The organism is Polaromonas sp. P1_H6 (genome assembly GCF_056405195.1).
The window spans coordinates 144,868-160,655 of the sequence record NZ_JBFUCN010000002.1 but is presented as its reverse complement, the minus strand read 5'-3'; the positions used below and the strand labels follow the sequence as shown (position 1 = coordinate 160,655).

16 protein-coding genes are annotated in these 15,788 nt (G+C 64.3%); 10 read left to right on the top strand and 6 right to left on the bottom strand.

From position 1 onward, the window contains the following. Window positions 1-7 precede the first annotated feature (7 nt). On the bottom strand, window positions 8-1,507 hold the full coding sequence (locus tag AC1D1F_RS03105; RefSeq protein WP_477695944.1) for a M16 family metallopeptidase: 1,500 nt from the start codon (window positions 1,505-1,507) through the stop codon (window positions 8-10). A 73-nt stretch (window positions 1,508-1,580) separates the two neighbouring features. On the opposite strand from AC1D1F_RS03105, the gene ftsY reads away from it, so the two are divergent. After that, on the top strand, window positions 1,581-2,705 hold the full coding sequence (gene ftsY, locus AC1D1F_RS03100; RefSeq protein ID WP_477677170.1) for a signal recognition particle-docking protein FtsY: 1,125 nt from the start codon (window positions 1,581-1,583) through the stop codon (window positions 2,703-2,705). Between the two features lie 9 nt (window positions 2,706-2,714). Here the strand turns inward: ftsY and AC1D1F_RS03095 are convergent, their stop codons facing one another. The 3 genes from AC1D1F_RS03095 to AC1D1F_RS03085 are packed head-to-tail and all read right to left on the bottom strand — an operon-like array spanning window position 2,715 to window position 5,406. Further along, complete coding sequence (locus AC1D1F_RS03095) at window positions 2,715-3,728, bottom strand: YeiH family protein (RefSeq protein WP_477677169.1); 1,014 nt, start codon at window positions 3,726-3,728, stop codon at window positions 2,715-2,717. A 50-nt stretch (window positions 3,729-3,778) separates the two neighbouring features. Next, window positions 3,779-4,558 (bottom strand): inositol monophosphatase family protein, encoded by a 780-nt coding sequence (locus AC1D1F_RS03090; protein WP_477677168.1) that lies wholly within the window; start codon window positions 4,556-4,558, stop codon window positions 3,779-3,781. Window positions 4,559-4,560: 2 nt separating this feature from the next. Then, window positions 4,561-5,406, bottom strand: a complete 846-nt coding sequence (locus AC1D1F_RS03085) for a GntR family transcriptional regulator (RefSeq protein WP_477677167.1) — start codon at window positions 5,404-5,406, stop codon at window positions 4,561-4,563. Window positions 5,407-5,474: 68 nt separating this feature from the next. Here AC1D1F_RS03085 and AC1D1F_RS03080 point away from each other — a divergent pair, with 68 nt between their 5' ends. From AC1D1F_RS03080 to AC1D1F_RS03040, 9 genes are all read left to right on the top strand, one after another. Further along, on the top strand, window positions 5,475-5,756 hold the full coding sequence (locus AC1D1F_RS03080; protein WP_007862870.1) for a UxaA family hydrolase: 282 nt from the start codon (window positions 5,475-5,477) through the stop codon (window positions 5,754-5,756). 151 nt (window positions 5,757-5,907) lie between these two features. Further along, window positions 5,908-7,083: a UxaA family hydrolase gene (locus tag AC1D1F_RS03075; RefSeq protein ID WP_477677166.1), complete on the top strand. Its 1,176-nt coding sequence runs from the start codon at window positions 5,908-5,910 to the stop codon at window positions 7,081-7,083. A 13-nt stretch (window positions 7,084-7,096) separates the two neighbouring features. After that, complete coding sequence (locus tag AC1D1F_RS03070; protein WP_477677165.1) at window positions 7,097-8,023, top strand: hydroxyacid dehydrogenase; 927 nt, start codon at window positions 7,097-7,099, stop codon at window positions 8,021-8,023. Continuing rightward, on the top strand, window positions 8,023-9,033 hold the full coding sequence (locus tag AC1D1F_RS03065; RefSeq protein ID WP_477700655.1) for an Ldh family oxidoreductase: 1,011 nt from the start codon (window positions 8,023-8,025) through the stop codon (window positions 9,031-9,033). The genes AC1D1F_RS03070 and AC1D1F_RS03065 overlap by 1 nt, the downstream gene beginning before the upstream one ends. A gap of 26 nt (window positions 9,034-9,059) precedes the next feature. Next, entirely contained in the window at window positions 9,060-10,034 is a 975-nt protein-coding gene (locus AC1D1F_RS03060) for a Bug family tripartite tricarboxylate transporter substrate binding protein (RefSeq protein WP_477677164.1), read from the top strand. A 136-nt stretch (window positions 10,035-10,170) separates the two neighbouring features. Then, window positions 10,171-10,635, top strand: coding sequence for an Mpo1 family 2-hydroxy fatty acid dioxygenase (locus AC1D1F_RS03055; protein WP_477695945.1), 465 nt, complete (start codon window positions 10,171-10,173; stop codon window positions 10,633-10,635). Window positions 10,636-10,717: 82 nt separating this feature from the next. Then, window positions 10,718-11,005 (top strand): hypothetical protein, encoded by a 288-nt coding sequence (locus tag AC1D1F_RS03050; protein ID WP_477677162.1) that lies wholly within the window; start codon window positions 10,718-10,720, stop codon window positions 11,003-11,005. Window positions 11,006-11,254: 249 nt separating this feature from the next. Continuing rightward, complete coding sequence (gene rpoH / locus AC1D1F_RS03045) at window positions 11,255-12,190, top strand: RNA polymerase sigma factor RpoH (protein WP_436156763.1); 936 nt, start codon at window positions 11,255-11,257, stop codon at window positions 12,188-12,190. Between the two features lie 215 nt (window positions 12,191-12,405). Next, entirely contained in the window at window positions 12,406-14,205 is a 1,800-nt protein-coding gene (locus AC1D1F_RS03040; protein WP_477695946.1) for a 7TM diverse intracellular signaling domain-containing protein, read from the top strand. Between the two features lie 18 nt (window positions 14,206-14,223). Here the strand turns inward: AC1D1F_RS03040 and AC1D1F_RS03035 are convergent, their stop codons facing one another. Both AC1D1F_RS03035 and cyoE read right to left on the bottom strand, forming a co-directional pair. Next, complete coding sequence (locus AC1D1F_RS03035; RefSeq protein WP_477675969.1) at window positions 14,224-14,853, bottom strand: SCO family protein; 630 nt, start codon at window positions 14,851-14,853, stop codon at window positions 14,224-14,226. A gap of 13 nt (window positions 14,854-14,866) precedes the next feature. Next, on the bottom strand, window positions 14,867-15,787 hold the full coding sequence (cyoE, locus tag AC1D1F_RS03030) for a heme o synthase (protein WP_477675968.1): 921 nt from the start codon (window positions 15,785-15,787) through the stop codon (window positions 14,867-14,869). Window position 15,788: the final 1 nt, after the last annotated feature.

Genomic DNA, 15,788 nt, shown 5'->3' with positions numbered 1-15,788 from the left:
GTCGGGTTCAGGAGCCGTCATGGCGGATGGGGAGCGCCGGCTTGCGGGGTTTGCGATTGGGGTCTACGGGTTGCGGCAGCAAGGTGACCTGGGTCATCTGGTCGTCGCCGAAGTATTTGGCGGCTACCGCCTGCACTTCGGCGGTAGTGACGCGGCGCAGGCCGGCAATCACACGCTCGCTGCCGTCCAGCGGCAAGCCCTGTACCCAGTTGGAGCCCAGTTCGCGCGCCTGGCTGAACACGGAGTCGAGCTTGTAGATCTCGCTGGCCACCCACTGCGTTTTGACGCGCTTGAGTTCCGCCTCGCTCACGCCTTCGCGCGCGACGAGCGCCACTTCGCGGCGCAGGGCCTCGGCCACCTGCTGGGTGGTCTTGCCGTCCGCGGGAACGCCGTCGAGCACAAAAAGCTGCGGCCCCCGCCCCATCAGGCCATTGGAGGCGCCCGCGCCGTCGGACACCCGGTTGTCGCCCTGCACCAGGGCCCGCTCCAGGCGCGCACCGCCATAGCCGTCGAGCACCGCGGCCAGCACGGTGAGTGCCAGCGCGTCGCGGCTGCCCGCAGCCGTCGGCGAAACCGGTGCGCCGGCGACCGCATCCGCGAGGTCGGCCGGCTCCAGCTTGGGCACCTTGAAAGACATGCCGACGTAAGCCTGGCTCGCCGGGGCCTTGTAGTCGAGGCGGCGCAGGCCATCCTGCTCGGGCTCTTCGCGAGGCTTACGCACGGGCACCGGCCGGGCGGGGATGCCGCCGTAGTATTTCTCGACCAGTTTCCTGACCTGGGCGACTTCCACGTCGCCCGCCACTACCACGGCCGCATTGGCCGGCACATACCAGCGCCGGTGGAAATCGCGCACGTCGGCCGGCGTCATGGCGTCCAGGTCGCTCATCCAGCCGACGACAGGGCGCCGGTAGGGCGAGGTCATGAAGGCCATGGCCGCGCCTTGCTCGTACAGCATGGCGCGCGGCGAATCCTCGGTGCGCAGGCGGCGCTCCTCCTTGACCACCTCGATCTCGCGCTTGAACTCTTCGTCGGGCCACTGCATGTGGGCAAAGCGGTCGGCCTCCAGGCGCATCACCTCTTCAAGCTTGCCGGCGGGAATCTGCTGGTGGTAACCGGTGCTGTCGCGGCTGGTGAAGGCGTTTTCGCGGCCGCCCAGCGCGGCAACCCGCTTGGAAAAATCGCCGGGTTTCACCGTCGGCGTGCCCTTGAACATCATGTGCTCCAGCGCATGGGCCACACCGGAGGTGCCGTCCACCTCATCCATGGAGCCGACCCGCACCCACAGCATGTGCGCCACCGTGGGTGCTCTACGGTCGGGTTTGACAATCACCGTGAGGCCATTGGCCAGCGTGAATTTCTCCACCACCGGCACGGCGGCGGGCGTCTGCGCGAAGGCGGCGCCCCCAAGGCACAGCGCCAGCAGAAGAGCCGGGGCACGGGGAAAGCGAAAAACAGGGGGGGAAAGGGGTACTGGGGGCGTCAAAAGGGTTTGTCTGGGGTGTTTCATAGAATAGCTGGGTGGCGCCGCACGTTGCCCCGCAATGGTGCAACAGCCCACTAGGACTCCGCAAGCATACCCAATGTTCAGTTTTTTCAAGAAAAAATCCCCGCCCCCCGCCGCCGCGCCTTCTCCGGCCCCTGATGCCCCGCCCGCCGTGGCCGCGGACAGCGCAGCGGTGGCCGCCCCTACGCCGGCGCCCGCCGGGGGTGGGTTGATAGGCAGCGCGCTGGTCACACCCATCGCCATTCCGGTCCCGGGCGCCATCGCGCCGGAGCGTGAGCGCTGGCTGGGCAAGCTGCAGGCCGGCCTGCGCAAGACCGGCTCCAGCATCTCCACCGTGTTCACCGGCAGCCGCATCGATGATGCGCTTTACGAAGATCTGGAAACCGCCTTGCTGATGGCCGACGCCGGCACCAAGGCCACCGAACACCTGCTGGCCGACGTCAAGCGCCGGGTGCGCGAAGGCGGCATGACCCACCCCGTGGCCGTCAAGAACGCGCTGGTGGACTCCATCGCGCAACTGCTCAAACCGCTGGAGCAGCCGCTGGTGATTGGCCAGTACCAGCCCACCGTGATCATGGTGACCGGCGTGAACGGCGCCGGCAAGACCACCTCCATCGGCAAGCTCACGCGCCACCTGGCCACCGAGGGCGCTTCGGTGCTGCTGGCGGCGGCCGACACCTTTCGCGCGGCCGCGCGCGAGCAGCTCAGCGTCTGGGCCGACCGCAACACGGTCGAGATCGTGAGCCAGGAAGGCGGCGACCCGGCCGCCGTGAGTTTCGACGCCGTGAGCGCCGGCAAGGCGCGCGGCAAGGATGTGGTGCTGGTCGACACCGCCGGCCGCCTGCCCACACAGCTGCACCTGATGGAAGAGCTGCGCAAGATCAAGCGTGTGGTGCAAAAGGCCGACGCCACGGCTCCCCACGAAGTGCTGCTGGTCATCGACGGCAACACCGGCCAGAACGCGCTGGCCCAGGTCAAGGCCTTTGACGACACGCTGCAACTGACGGGCCTCATCGTGACCAAACTGGACGGGACGGCCAAGGGCGGCGTGCTGGCGGCCATCGCGCTGTGGGCCCGCGAACGTGCCCTGGCTTCGCCGGCGTTGCGCCCCGTCTCGGTGTATTTCATCGGCGTGGGCGAGCAGCTTGAAGACCTGGAAACCTTCAACGCGCGCGAATTCGCACAGGCCCTGCTGGGCTGAAGCGCTTCTTCAGGCGCCGCCAAGCCGCAGCAGCAATACCGCTGCCACCACAAAGACCACGATAAAGACGGTTTCGGTCACCAGCAGCGCGACCGGCTTCCAGCCCAGCTTAAGCAGGTCCTCGAAGCTGGTCTTGACACCAGCGGCAGCGATCGCCGTCACCAGCATCCAGCGTGAGGCGTCACCGGCCAGTTGAACCAGCGGCGGGCTGATGAATCCGGCGCTGGCCAGCATCACCAGCACGACAAAGGCCAGCAAAAATCCCGGCACCAGCGGCACTTCGGTTTCCGGCACCTTCACGGCCGGATGCTTGCGGTACATCACCGCCACCGCCAGCACCACGGGCATCAGCATCATGACGCGGAACAGCTTGACCACCGTCGCCGTGTCGCCGGCCTGCGGGCCCAGCATCATGCCGGCCGCCACTACCTGGGCCACGTCGTGGATGGAGCCGCCCAGCACGATGCCGGCCTGCCCCGGCAGCAGGCCTATGGCCTGGAGGCTGAAGGGGTAGACCACCATGGCCAGCGTCGACAGCACCGTGACGCCCACGACGGCCAGCAGCGTGAAGCGCTCGTTTTCCTTGGTCTGGGGCAGCACGGACGAAATCGCCAGCGCCGCCGACGCGCCGCAAATCGCCACCGCGCCGCCCGAGAGCAGGCCCTCGTCGCGCGAGCACTTGAGCCAGCTCGCCAGCAGCAGGCCCAGCCCTATCGTGAGCAGCACCGCCAGCACGATCACCGCCGCGGTCCCCAGGCCCAGCTGGGCCACTTGCGAAAACGTGATGCGCGCGCCCAGCAAGGCCACTCCGACGCGCAGCACCACCCGGCCGCAAAAACCTATGCCTTTGGCCGTCTGCGGATTGCTGTTGAGGAAATGAAAAGCCAGGCCTATCAGCAGCGCATACAGCAGCTGCGGCCCGCCGTAATGCTCGGATACGAAGGTGGCCGCCAGCGCAATCACCATGCATACCATCACACCGGGGAAATACGAAGCCAGCTGCACGCGCCATTTGAGAATCATCGGGACCCAGTCAAAATAATCAGGAAGAGATCAGCGAGGCGACGCCCGCCTCATGGGCGCTTGAGCACGCCTTCGAGCAAGGCGGCGCCGGCCGGGCTGCCGGCCACCAGCATGCGGCTTTCCAGCAGCGGCAGGCCGTCCATCGCATGCATCACGGCACCGGCTTCGCGCAACAGCACCGCGCCGGCCGCCGCGTCCCAGGCGCCCATGCCGCGCTCCCAGAAAGCGTCGGCCCTGCCGGCCGCGACATAGGCCAGCTCCAGCACCATCGCGCCGCTGCGGCGAACCTGCCCGAAGGTCTTCAGCACGCGGCCGAACTCGGCGAGGTAGTCGTCCATGAAGGGCGCGCCGGGTTTGGGAAATACCGTGGCGACCAGGCACTGGCCCGGCAGGTGCGGCCCGGCGCAGGCGATGCGCTGTCCGTTCAGCCACGCACCCAGGCCGTTCGCGGCCGTGAAGACTTCATCGCGCGAAGGATCGACCACCACGCCCAGCACCGGCTCGCGGCCCACGCAGAGCGCGATCGACACCGCGTATTGCGGATAGCCGCGCGCAAAATTCGCCGTGCCGTCAATCGGGTCGACCAGCCAGGTGGGCGCGTCCGTCAACTCGCCGTCGCCCTCCTCGCCGACAAAGTGCCCTTCCGGCAGGGCCTGCTGCAAGGCTTCCTGCAGGTCCTCTTCCACCTCGCAGTCAAAGCGTGTGACCCAGTCACCGGGTGCTTTCTGGCTGACGTCCGCCGGCTGCAGGGCAGCCCGCGCCTGCCCGATACGGGCGGCCGCCTCCATGCCGGCAAGCCGGGCTTTTTCGAGCAGAAAAACAAGGTCCATGCTCATGCTTTCTTGGACAGCACACTGACGTAGTCGTGTGCCTGGGTGTTGATGGTCGACACGCGGTACTCCACCGGCTTGTCGCCAAAGGTCAATGCCAGCCGGTGCACTTCCATCACCGGGGCGCCCGCCGCCACACCCAGCACACGGGCCGTGGCCTTGTCGGCCGCCGCCGCGCGTGCGCGCTCCTGGGCGCGCAGCACGGTGATGCCGAAGTCGGTCTGGTAGAGCGCGTAAATCGTGCTGGGCCTTTCGACAAAACGCTTTTCGGTGAGGTTGCGAAAGAGGGCCGCCGAAATCGAGAGCCTGTCGTGCATCACCACGCGGCCGCGCAAGGCGAGCCGGTTCTCTACCCTGAACACGGCCTCGCCGGCCTTGATGCGCAGGGCGGAGGCTTCGAACTCGGTCGCCCGCTCGCGCGCAAAGGCGATGCAATCGATCTCAGGATAGTCACGCTCAAGCGCCTCTTCTTCGTCACCGAAGTTCCAGCGCGGCTCCACATGGAAAAACTGGAACATGAAGCGCGCACTGGTGTGCGGCGCCACAAAAGTGCCCTTGCCCTGCCGACGCACCAGCACGTGCTCATGCACCAGTTCGTCCACCGCATGGCGCAAAGTGCCCACGCTCACCTGCAAAATCCCGGCGATTTCGGCCTCGCTGGGCAGGGGTTTACCCGGACCGTAGTGCCCCGCTTCTATGAGCTTTTGCAGTTCGCGCTTGACCTGGCGGTACAGCGGCAGCGTGTCCCCGCCCGCCAGCGGGCGCAGGGGAGTGGATAGTTTTTTTTCGGTCACGGCCGCCATTGAAACACCGATGGCCGGGTCGTACAAGTCATATATATGAGTCAATTGACAAGGTCGTGGGCGTCCATAAAACTGGCGGCTCGAATTAACCCAGGCCCCTTGATGGAGAACCCATGATTCATTTTGTATTGCATGACGCCAAAGACACCGTGGCCGTTGTGGTGGTGGAAGGTGTGAAAGCAGGAACCGCCATGACCGGCTGGATCATGGACGAGGACCGCATGATCAACGTGCAGGCCCAGCAGGACATCCCCATAGGCCACAAGGTGGCGCTCAAGGACATGGCCGTCGGCGATACGGTGCTGAAGTACGGCATCGACATGGGCAAGGTCGTCGCCAACATCAAGGCGGGCCAGCACGCACATGTCCATAACATCAAAACCAAACGCTGGTAATTGATGGCGCTCCCGGCTACTGCGCGGGCGGGATGCTGCGTTGCAAATCCTCGCCGAGCACCGGCCCGGCTCCGGTTTGCGCCTTGCCTGCCGCCCGCTCGCTACGCCGGGCGCACCATCAATTCGATCATTTTTTGAAAAAGGATTTTCCATGTCAGTCATTAACAAAGACACCACATTCCTGGGCTATCGCCGCGAGAACGGCCGCGTCGGCGTGCGCAACCACGTCATCATCCTGCCGCTGGACGACCTGTCCAATGCGGCGGCCGAAGCCGTGGCCCACAACATCAAGGGCAGCATGGCGATCCCGCACCCTTACGGTCGCCTGCAGTTCGGCGCCGACCTGGAGCTGCACTTCCGCACGCTGATAGGCGCGGGCTGCAACCCCAACGTTGCCGCCGTGGTGGTGATCGGCATTGAAGACAGCTGGACCAAGAAGGTGGTCGACGGCATTGCGACCACCGGCAAGCCGGTGATCGGCTTCGGCATCGAAGGCCACGGCGACCACGAAACCATCATGAAGGCATCCAAGGCGGCGCGCGAATACGTGCAGTGGGCCAGCGAGAAGCAGCGCGAGGTCTGCGGCATCTCCGAACTCTGGGTTTCCACCAAGTGCGGCGAGTCCGACACCACATCCGGCTGCGGCGCCAACCCCACGGTGGGCAACGCCTTCGACAAGCTGCACCCCCTGGGCAACTACCTGTGCTTCGGCGAGACCTCGGAAATCACCGGCGGCGAAAAAATCGTGGCCGACCGCTGCGCCAATGACGCGGTGCGCGACCAGTTCATGTTCATGTTCAACCGCTACCAGGACATGATCAACCGCCACAAGACCAGCGACCTGTCCGATTCGCAGCCGACCAAGGGCAATATCGCCGGCGGCCTGACGACCATCGAGGAAAAAGCCCTGGGCAATATCCAGAAGATCGGCAAGGTCTGCACCGTGGACGGCGTCATCGACAAGGCCGAGAAGCCGACGCACCCCGGCCTGTGGTTCATGGACTCGTCCAGCGCCGCCGCCGAGATGGTGACCTTGTGCGCAGCCTCCGGTTATGCCGTGCACTTCTTCCCCACGGGCCAGGGCAATGTGATCGGCAACGCCATCGTTCCGGTGATCAAGATCTGCTCGAACCCGCGCACCGTGCGCCTGATGAGCGAGCACATCGACGTGGACACCTCGGGCCTGCTGCAGCGCGAGATCACGCTGGACCAGGCCGGTGACAAGCTGCTGGAGAACATGCTGCGCACGGCCAACGGCCGCCTGACCGCAGCTGAAGCGCTTGGCCACCGGGAGTTCGTGCTGACGCGCCTGTTCGAATCAGCCTGAACACGGAGGATGCATGGCGCGCATTGTCATCTGCGAATTCATGGACGAGCGCGCCGTGGCGCGGCTTGAAGCGGCGCACGAGGTACTCTACGAGCCGCAGTTGGTGAGCGATGCCGCCCGCCTGCGCGCCGAGGCAGCCAAAGCCGACGCGCTGGTCGTGCGCAACCTCACGCAGGTGCGCGGCGAACTGCTGGCCGCGCTTACGCGCTGCAAGGTGGTGGGCCGGCTCGGCGTTGGGCTGGACAACATCGACGTGCCGGCCTGCGAGGCCAGGGGCATCAAGGTGATCCCAGCCACCGGCGCCAATGCGCTCAGCGTGGCCGAATACGTGATCGCCAGCACCATGCTGCTGCTGCGCGGTGCTTTTGCTTCCAGCGCGGCGGTGGCCGCTGGCGAATGGCCGCGCGCAGCGCTGGGCAACGGGCGCGAAACCGCCGGGCAAACCTTGGGCATCATCGGTTTTGGCTCCATAGGCCAGACCACGGCACGACTGGCACGTGGCCTTGGCATGCAAGTGATCGCTTACGACGCCATGCTGGCGCCCGATGCGCCCGTCTTCGCGCAAGCCGGCGTGCGTTATGCCGGGCTGGACGAACTCATCAGCAACGCGGATGCCGTCACATTGCACGTGCCCCTGGTTGATACGACGCGTGGGCTGTTCAGCGCGGCACGCATTGGCCAGATGAAAAAAGGCGCCGTGCTGATCAATACGTCGCGAGGCCACATCGTGGACATCGCAGCTGTCAGCGCGGCACTGCGGTCGGGGCACCTGGGCGGTGCGGCCATCGATGTATTCGACGTCGAGCCCCTGCCGGTGAGCGCGGCCTTGCAAAGTTGCCCCAACCTGTTGCTTACACCACACATTTCGGGTGTAAGCATGCAATCAAATGCACGCGTATCGTTCATGATCGCGGACAAGGTGCTGGAGAACCTGAAGTAATGGTCCAACTGTCTATTGAAGAAGCAACCCGCCTTGCCACGCTGGCGCTGCGCAAGGCAGGCGCGGCGGAGGCCATGGCGGCCACCACCGCGAGAGCACTGGTTCGCGCCGAAACGCAAGGGCTCGCGTCGCATGGTTTAAGCCGCGTGCCGCAATACGCCACCCATCTTCGCAACGGCCGGGCAGACGGCCATGCCGTGGCCGTCGTGGCGCACAAAAAAGGTGCGGCCGTATTGGTGGATGCAAGGCAGGGCCTCGCCTTCCCCGCCTGCGACCTGGCAATCTCCACCGCCATCACAACCGCCCGGGAACTGGGCGTGTGTTTTGTCGGGGTGACCAACAGCCACCATTGCGGCGTCTTGGTGGACCATCTGCGCGCCGCAACCGATGCGGGCCTGGTGGGCCTGGGCTTTGCCAATGCGCCGGCGGCCATGCCGGCGGCGGGCGGCAAGCATCCGGTCTTTGGGACCAACCCGATTGCCGCCGCCTTTCCCCGCAGGAATGCCGACCCCCTGTTGATTGACCTGTCACTGAGCGAAGTAGCGCGCGGCAAGGTCATGGTTGCGGCCAAGGAAGGCAAGGCCATTCCGCTGGGCTGGGCGCTGGATGCACAAGGCCGGCCCACAACGGACGCACAGGCGGCCCTGGAGGGCTCCATGCTGCCGCTGGGTGCCGTGAGCAGCCCCAAAGGTTCCATGCTGGCGTTGATGGTGGAGCTGTTGGTGACAGCCGTGATTGGCGCGCAGTTCGCTTTTGAGGCATCATCGTTTTTCGTCGATGAAGGTAATCAGCCGCGCATCGGCCAGGCTTTCATCCTGATTGACCCGGGCGCGCTTGCAGGCACAGACACTTATTTTGAACGCATGGAAACCGTAATCGCCGAAATGCTGTTGGATGACGGCGTACGCCTGGCCGGCGCGCGGCGTCTCGCACTCGAAACGAAAGCACTACAGACGGGACTCAACATTCCCGACGCACTCAAATCACAGTTGGATCAGTTAGTGGGTTAACAATTATTCAATCAACAGGAGTAGGCATGAAACGTCGCGACATCGTATTGGCATCAGCAGGTGCAGCCCTGACAGGCGTTCCGGGCCTGGGGATGGCTCAACAGGCCTTTCCCAAACCGGGCAGCACCATCAAGTATGTGGTCCCGTTCACGCCCGGCGGCCTGACCGACATGATGGCCCGCACGGTCGCCCAAAAGCTGTCTGAAGCGTGGAAAACTCCAGTGATTGTCGAAAACAAGGCCGGCGGAAACGCACAGATCGGCGCCGAACTGGTCGCCAAATCACCGCCCGACGGCAATACCATCCTGGCCATCACGTTGACGCACGCCGCGAACGTGTCTCTCTATCCCAATGCGGCTTACAGTTTCACCAAGGACCTGCGCCCTGTCGCCTTGCTGGCCAATTCGCCGATGCTTGTGGTTGTTCCCGCTGCCAGTCCGATCAAGGACTTCAAGGACCTGATGGCGGTGTCCAAAACCAAGCAGCTGAGCGCGGGCTCGAGCGGCAACGGTACTCCGGCACACCTGACCATGGCCTTGTTCTGCGAGCTGAACAAAACGAAGATGATCCATGTGCCCTACCGCGGCGGCGCGCCATCGATGGTCGACCTGATCGGTGGCCAGCTGGACGTGATTTTTTCCAACTATCCGGAATCGATCGCTCACGTCAAAGGCGGCAAACTGCGCGCGATCGCGATCTGCAGCCTGGGCCGGCACCCGGGGGTGCCTGATGTCCCGACTGCTTTCGAGGCCGGTATGACTGGCCTCTTTGTCGAAAACTGGACGGGAGCCATGCTCCCGGCCAAGACACCGGATGACATCGTGGACAAATTCTCGCGCGAGATGATCAAGATCATGTACAGCGCGGAAGTGGAAGAGCGCGCCAAGCAGCAAGGCTTTCGTGTCTCACAAAAGGGTTCAGAAGAGTTCGGCCGCTTCCTGAAAAGCGAAATAGACCGCTGGAGCCGGATTATCAAGACCGCGAAAATCACGCCGACCTGATCGGCAGGCACAGCCGCTAAGTACAAAGTTCGCAGGCCGCTCGCGGCCTGCGTTACGTTGTGTAAATCGCCGCTCCGGTTCTGGCGGCCTGGCGGAAAATCCGCCCCACAGGCGATCCCCGCCGCTGGAGACATACATGAACGACATAGCGGACATCCCCGATGCCGTTGCCGGGCCGCGCAAGGTTGACCAATTGCTGGCGCACTATGGCGAAAGCCACCGGAACCCGCGCAACGAACTGATCCATTTCATCGCCATTCCGCTCATCATGCTGAGCCTGGTCGGCATGCTGTTTGCGCTGCATCCCTATGTGGCTTATGCCTTTGTCGCGGCCAGCATGGTGTACTACGCCCGTCTGTCCGCGGTGTTCTTCGCGACCATGGCGCTGTGGTCTGCGGTGTTCCTGGGCGTGATATTTGCCATGGGCTCGCTGGTGCTGCCGATCTGTATCGCCATTTTTGTCGGCGCCTGGATCTTGCAGTTCATAGGCCACAAGATAGAAGGCAAAAAGCCCTCGTTTTTTGAAGACATCCAGTATCTCTGGGTCGGCCCGCTGTTTGTACTGAGCAAGCTGTTCGCCAGGCTGGGCATTCGCTGGTGATCCATCCAGCATGCTTCCCAGCTTGAAATAGCAGCTCCCGGCTCCACCTATAAGGTTTAAACCTTTTAACGGGTGCTCCGCCTTGATCAGCAAAATCCTGCGTTTTTTCCTCAAACTGGTGCTGGGCCTGTTTGCGGCGGTGTTCGCCGTCAGCCTGCTGGTCGCCGCGCTGATCGTCGTTGCCCTCAGCCTGCTGAAGTCGCTGGTTACCGGCCGCAAGCCGGCACCTGCCATGGTGTTCGGCCGCTTCCAGCGCTACTCGCCCCAGGGTATGTGGCCGGGTGGCGCAGGCCGCGACGCCGGCAACGCGTCAGCTGACGTTGTCGACGTCGAGGTACGTGAAGTGCGCGACGACAAGCGCCTGCCCTGAGCGCCTGCCGCTTTTTCTTGCTGTCTCACCCGTTCCGGGGCATTACCAGCGTTTACATCCCGGAAACCAAAAGCTCCCGAACCAAAACCGCCCCCTTTGGTCATACTGCATACCAAGGGTTACTACTTATTAGCCTTGCGCTATCCGAGTCATTGAACCTATTGCTTAGCACTCGCTCCAACAGAGTGCTAATATTTAGCACTAGAGAAAAGGAGTTCTGCAGTGTCATATGCTCTTTCCCCCCAATCGCTGACCGCTGCCGTGGCCGTGCCCCAGACGGGCGCCGTCGCAGCCGTCAACCCTTGGTCGCTGGTTCCCCCGCTGGGCAACCTGGACGCCTATATTTCCGCCGTCAATCGCCTGCCCATGCTCACCCTGGAGCAGGAGCAGGAATTCGCCAAAAACCTCAAGGAAAACAACGATCTTGATTCCGCCGGTAAGTTGGTGCTCTCTCACTTGCGCCTGGTGGTGTCGATTTCGCGCAAATACCTGGGTTATGGACTGCCTCACGGCGACCTGATCCAGGAAGGCAACATCGGCCTGATGAAGGCCGTGAAACGCTTCGACCCGGACCAGAACGTGCGCCTGGTGAGCTATGCCATGCACTGGATCAAGGCCGAGATCCATGAGTACATCCTGAAAAACTGGCGCATGGTCAAGGTCGCCACGACCAAGGCCCAGCGCAAGCTGTTTTTCAACCTGCGCTCCATGAAGCAGGGTTTCAAGGACGACGCCGACGTGGCGACGCACCGCGACACCCTGACCGAAGGCCAGATCGACTCCATGGCGAAGACACTGAACGTCAAGCGCGAGGAAGTCATCGAGATGGAGCAGCGCATGTCGGGTGGCGACGTGCTGCTGGACCCGAGCCCCGGCGACGACGGCGAAGACGCCTTCGGCCCCATCGCCTATTTGGCCGACGCGACGCAGGAACCGACCGCGCTGATGGAATCGCGCCAGCGCGACAATCTGGCCTCGGACGGCATCACGGCCGCGCTGGAAGAACTGGATCCGCGCGCACGCCGCATCGTGGAAGAGCGCTGGCTCAAGGTAAACGACGACGGTTCAGGCGGCATGACGCTGCATGACCTGGCCGCCGAATACAAAGTCAGCGCCGAGCGCATTCGCCAGATCGAAGTCGCCGCGATGAAGAAGATGAAAAAAGTGCTTGCGGCCTACGCATAAGCGAAGACGCATAAAAGCGGAAGCCCTCCAGGCCAGCCCGCTTCACTAAGCCCGCACCCTCCACAGTGCGGGCTTTTCTTTTTGTGGGAGCCCCCGTCTCATCCGGTTTTTGCCGCAATAAATTGCCGTTGCGCACGCACGCCACTTCGCGCAGGCGTGGAAGGCCGGCGAAAATTTAAAACTTTTTTGTCCACGCACGGCCGCACAATGAATTCGTGCGGATCTTTCACGCGCTCACCGGCAAGCCCGGACGCTTTCAGCGCTTCGTGCGCGCCCTTCTCTGCGGCAACGGCATCAGGGGAGCGCTGGCGGCGTGCCTGCTGGCTTGCGTCACGCCGGGATGGGCGCAGCACGGCGCCGACGCGCGGCTGCCGGTACTCCAGCTCAACGCGCCCGACGGCCAGATTCCCCTGGCTGAACACAGCCAGTTCTGGATCGATGCGACCGGCCAGGCCGTGCTGGAGCAGGTGGAGGCCTGGGAGTACGACCTGCCGTTCGCGATGCGCCCGGCCGGCCATACCGTCATGCTGGACGGCCAGGTGATGTGGCTGCGCTTTAACGCCATGCAGCCGGACCTATCACAGCGCTGGGCGCTGGAGGTCAGCAGCGCGGGTGTAGACCGCGTGAGCCTGCACTACCGTGACGTCGCCGGAAACTGGGTCGAACAAACGGCCGGTGACAAAATCCCGGTGAGCCAATGGCCGCGCCCCGACCGCTTCCCGGTTTTCGACCTGGACAGCGAACAAACCCGGCCGGTCACCTACTTCATACGCATCGAACATGCGCGCAGGCCGTTTTCTGCGCCTCTGTTTATTTACAAGCACCCCGCCTTGCTGGCGCAGCGCATGCAGGAGCAATTTCTGCTGGGCGCCTATTTCGGCCTCGCGCTGCTGATGGCTCTGGTGGCGGCCGCCAATGCCGTGGCCTTCAGGGACAGGAGCTTCACCGCCTACGCCGTGTACATCACCGCGCTGGCCGGGGCGCAGGCCGCGTTGCTGGGCATAGGCGGGCAATACCTCTGGCCGGACTCGGCGGTCTGGAACGACTTGTCGGCCTTCCTGCTACCGGTGCTGGCGGCCTGCAGCGGCATCTGGTTTGCCCGCGTGGTGACCCGGCCGCGGCAGTTCTCGGTCGTGCTGGACCAGCTGTCGCTCAAGCTGGTCATCGTACTGGCGGTGCTGGGCGCACTGGATATCTTGTTCCCGACACGCGCGGGCTTCCTCGCCGTCACGGCCGTCATCATCGTGGCCATGGCGCTGATCTGCGTGATGGTCTTCATGGCGTGGCGAAGCGGCGACCCCACCATGCGCTGGATCGCGCTGGGCTTTGTGCCGATGGCGTTGATGGTGCCGTTCCCCCTCCTGCGCAACCTCGGCCTGATTCCCATCAGCTTCCTCACGCAATACGGTCTCACGCTGGGTGCGGCGCTAGAGGCGCCGCTGCTGTTTTACGGCCTGCTGCAGCGGGCCGCCCAGCGCCGCGAAGCCCGGGCGCGCGCCGCTGCGCTGGCGCAGACCGAGCCGCTGACCGGCCTGAGCAACCTGCACACCTTCGAGGCGCGGCTGCAGGAGGCGCTGTTGCGCTCCAGCCGCTACCGGCACCGCAGCGCACTGCTGATGATCGATCTTTCCAACCACGGCTGGTTCGCCAAGGAGCACGGGCGGCAGATCGCCGACTACGCGCTGGTGCTGACGGGCTCCTGCCTGCGCAAGCTGGCGCGCGACATCGACATCGCGGCGCGCGTCGGCGACAGTGAATTTGCCTTGCTGATCGAGGGGCCGGTGACCGCCGCTCAGGCCGTGGCCGCGGCCACGCAACTTGCGGCGCGCGCGCTACAACCCTCCGACTTGCTGCCGGTGGGCTCGCACCTGAAACTGCATGTGGCGATTGCCATGGTGCCGGACGCGCAGTGCGGCGCGCAGCCGGATGCCGCGCTGCACCTGGCCTATATGCTCAAGTCCCTGCGAGAGATGCCGGCCAATACGCGCAAGTCCATCAAGACAGTGAACTTTTAACCCGGCCGCTCAGATCGTTCAGGCGTTCTTCAGCAGCAGGCGGATATCTGACGCCAGCGCTTCCGCGCCGCTGCCGTAGCGGTTGTACAGGCGTATGCGGCCCTTGCCGTCGAAGATGTAGCTGCCCGCGGAGTGGTCCATGGTGTAGCTGCCGGGGGTCTTGCCGTCGACCTTTTTGTAGTAAACCTTGAAGTCCTTGGCGACCTCGGGCAGCTGGGCCATGGTGGGCCGCAGCGCCAGAAAAGCCGGGTCGAAATTGCCCATATAGGCTTTGAGCAATTCGGGCGTGTCGCGCTCGGGGTCAACGGTGATGAAGATGGCCTGCAGCTTGTCGCCGTCGGTACCCAGCAGTTTTTTGACCTGGGCCAGTTCGGCCATGGAGGTCGGGCAGACGTCCGGGCACTGCGTGAAACCGAAGAACACCACCACCACCTTGCCGGGGAAATCCTTCAGCGTGCGCACCTGGCCGTTGTGGTCGGCCAGCGTGAAGCCCTGGGCGTAGTCGGCGCCTGTCAGGTCTATGCTTTTGAACTGCGGCTTGTCGGGCGCGCAGGCGGCCAGCAGGCCGGCCGTGGCGGCAAGCGCCGCGGCGCCAGCCAGGGTTTTGACGGCGCTGCGGCGCGTGGGCAAGGTGCTTGGGGTTTTCATGCGGTATCCGGTATCAGACAAGGTAGTGGTCCAGCAGCAGGGCCGCGAACAAGACCGAAAGATGGATCAGCGAAAAACGGAAAGTCTTGCGCGCCAGCGCATCGGAATAATTGCGCCACAGGCGCCAGCCGTACCAGCTGAAACCGATGCTCAGCGCCACGGCGGCCACCAGGTAGAGCCAGCCGCTCATCTTGAAGATGAAGGGCATCAGGCAGGCGGGAAACAGCACCAGCGTGTACAAAAACACCTGCAGGCGCGTGAACTCGTTGCCGTGGGTGACGGGCAGCATGGGAAGGCCGGACTTGCGGTAGTCCTCGACGCGGTAGAGCGCCAGCGCCCAAAAATGCGGCGGCGTCCACAGGAAGATGATCAGGAAAAGAATCAGCGCCTCGGGGCCGACCGAGCCCGTCATCGCGGCCCAGCCCAGCACCGGCGGCATGGCGCCCGAAGCACCGCCAATCACGATGTTCTGCGGCGTCATGGGCTTGAGGATCACGGTGTAGACCACCGCGTAACCGATGAAGGTGGCAAAGGTCAGCCACATGGTCAGCGGGTTCACCCACACATACAGGATCCAGGAGCCCAGCGCGCACAGCCCCGCTGAAAAGGACAGCGTGAGCGGGTTGCTGAGTTCACCCTTGGCCGTGGGGCGCCAGGCGGTGCGGCGCATGCGCGCGTCGATCTGCTGCTCGACCAGGCAATTGAAGGCCGCGGCGGCGCCTGCGACCAGCCAGATGCCGGCACAGGCGACCAGCGCGAGCCTGACGTCGGCCCAGCCGGGCACGCCAGGAACGGCCAGCACCATGCCGATCAGCGCGCAGAACACGATGAGCTGCACCACGCGCGGTTTGGTCAGCGCGTAGAACTGCGCGAACTTCGACGGAACATGGGGCGCGGCGGAAGCCGGAGCGGTGGACGGGGTGCTGGGGTTCATG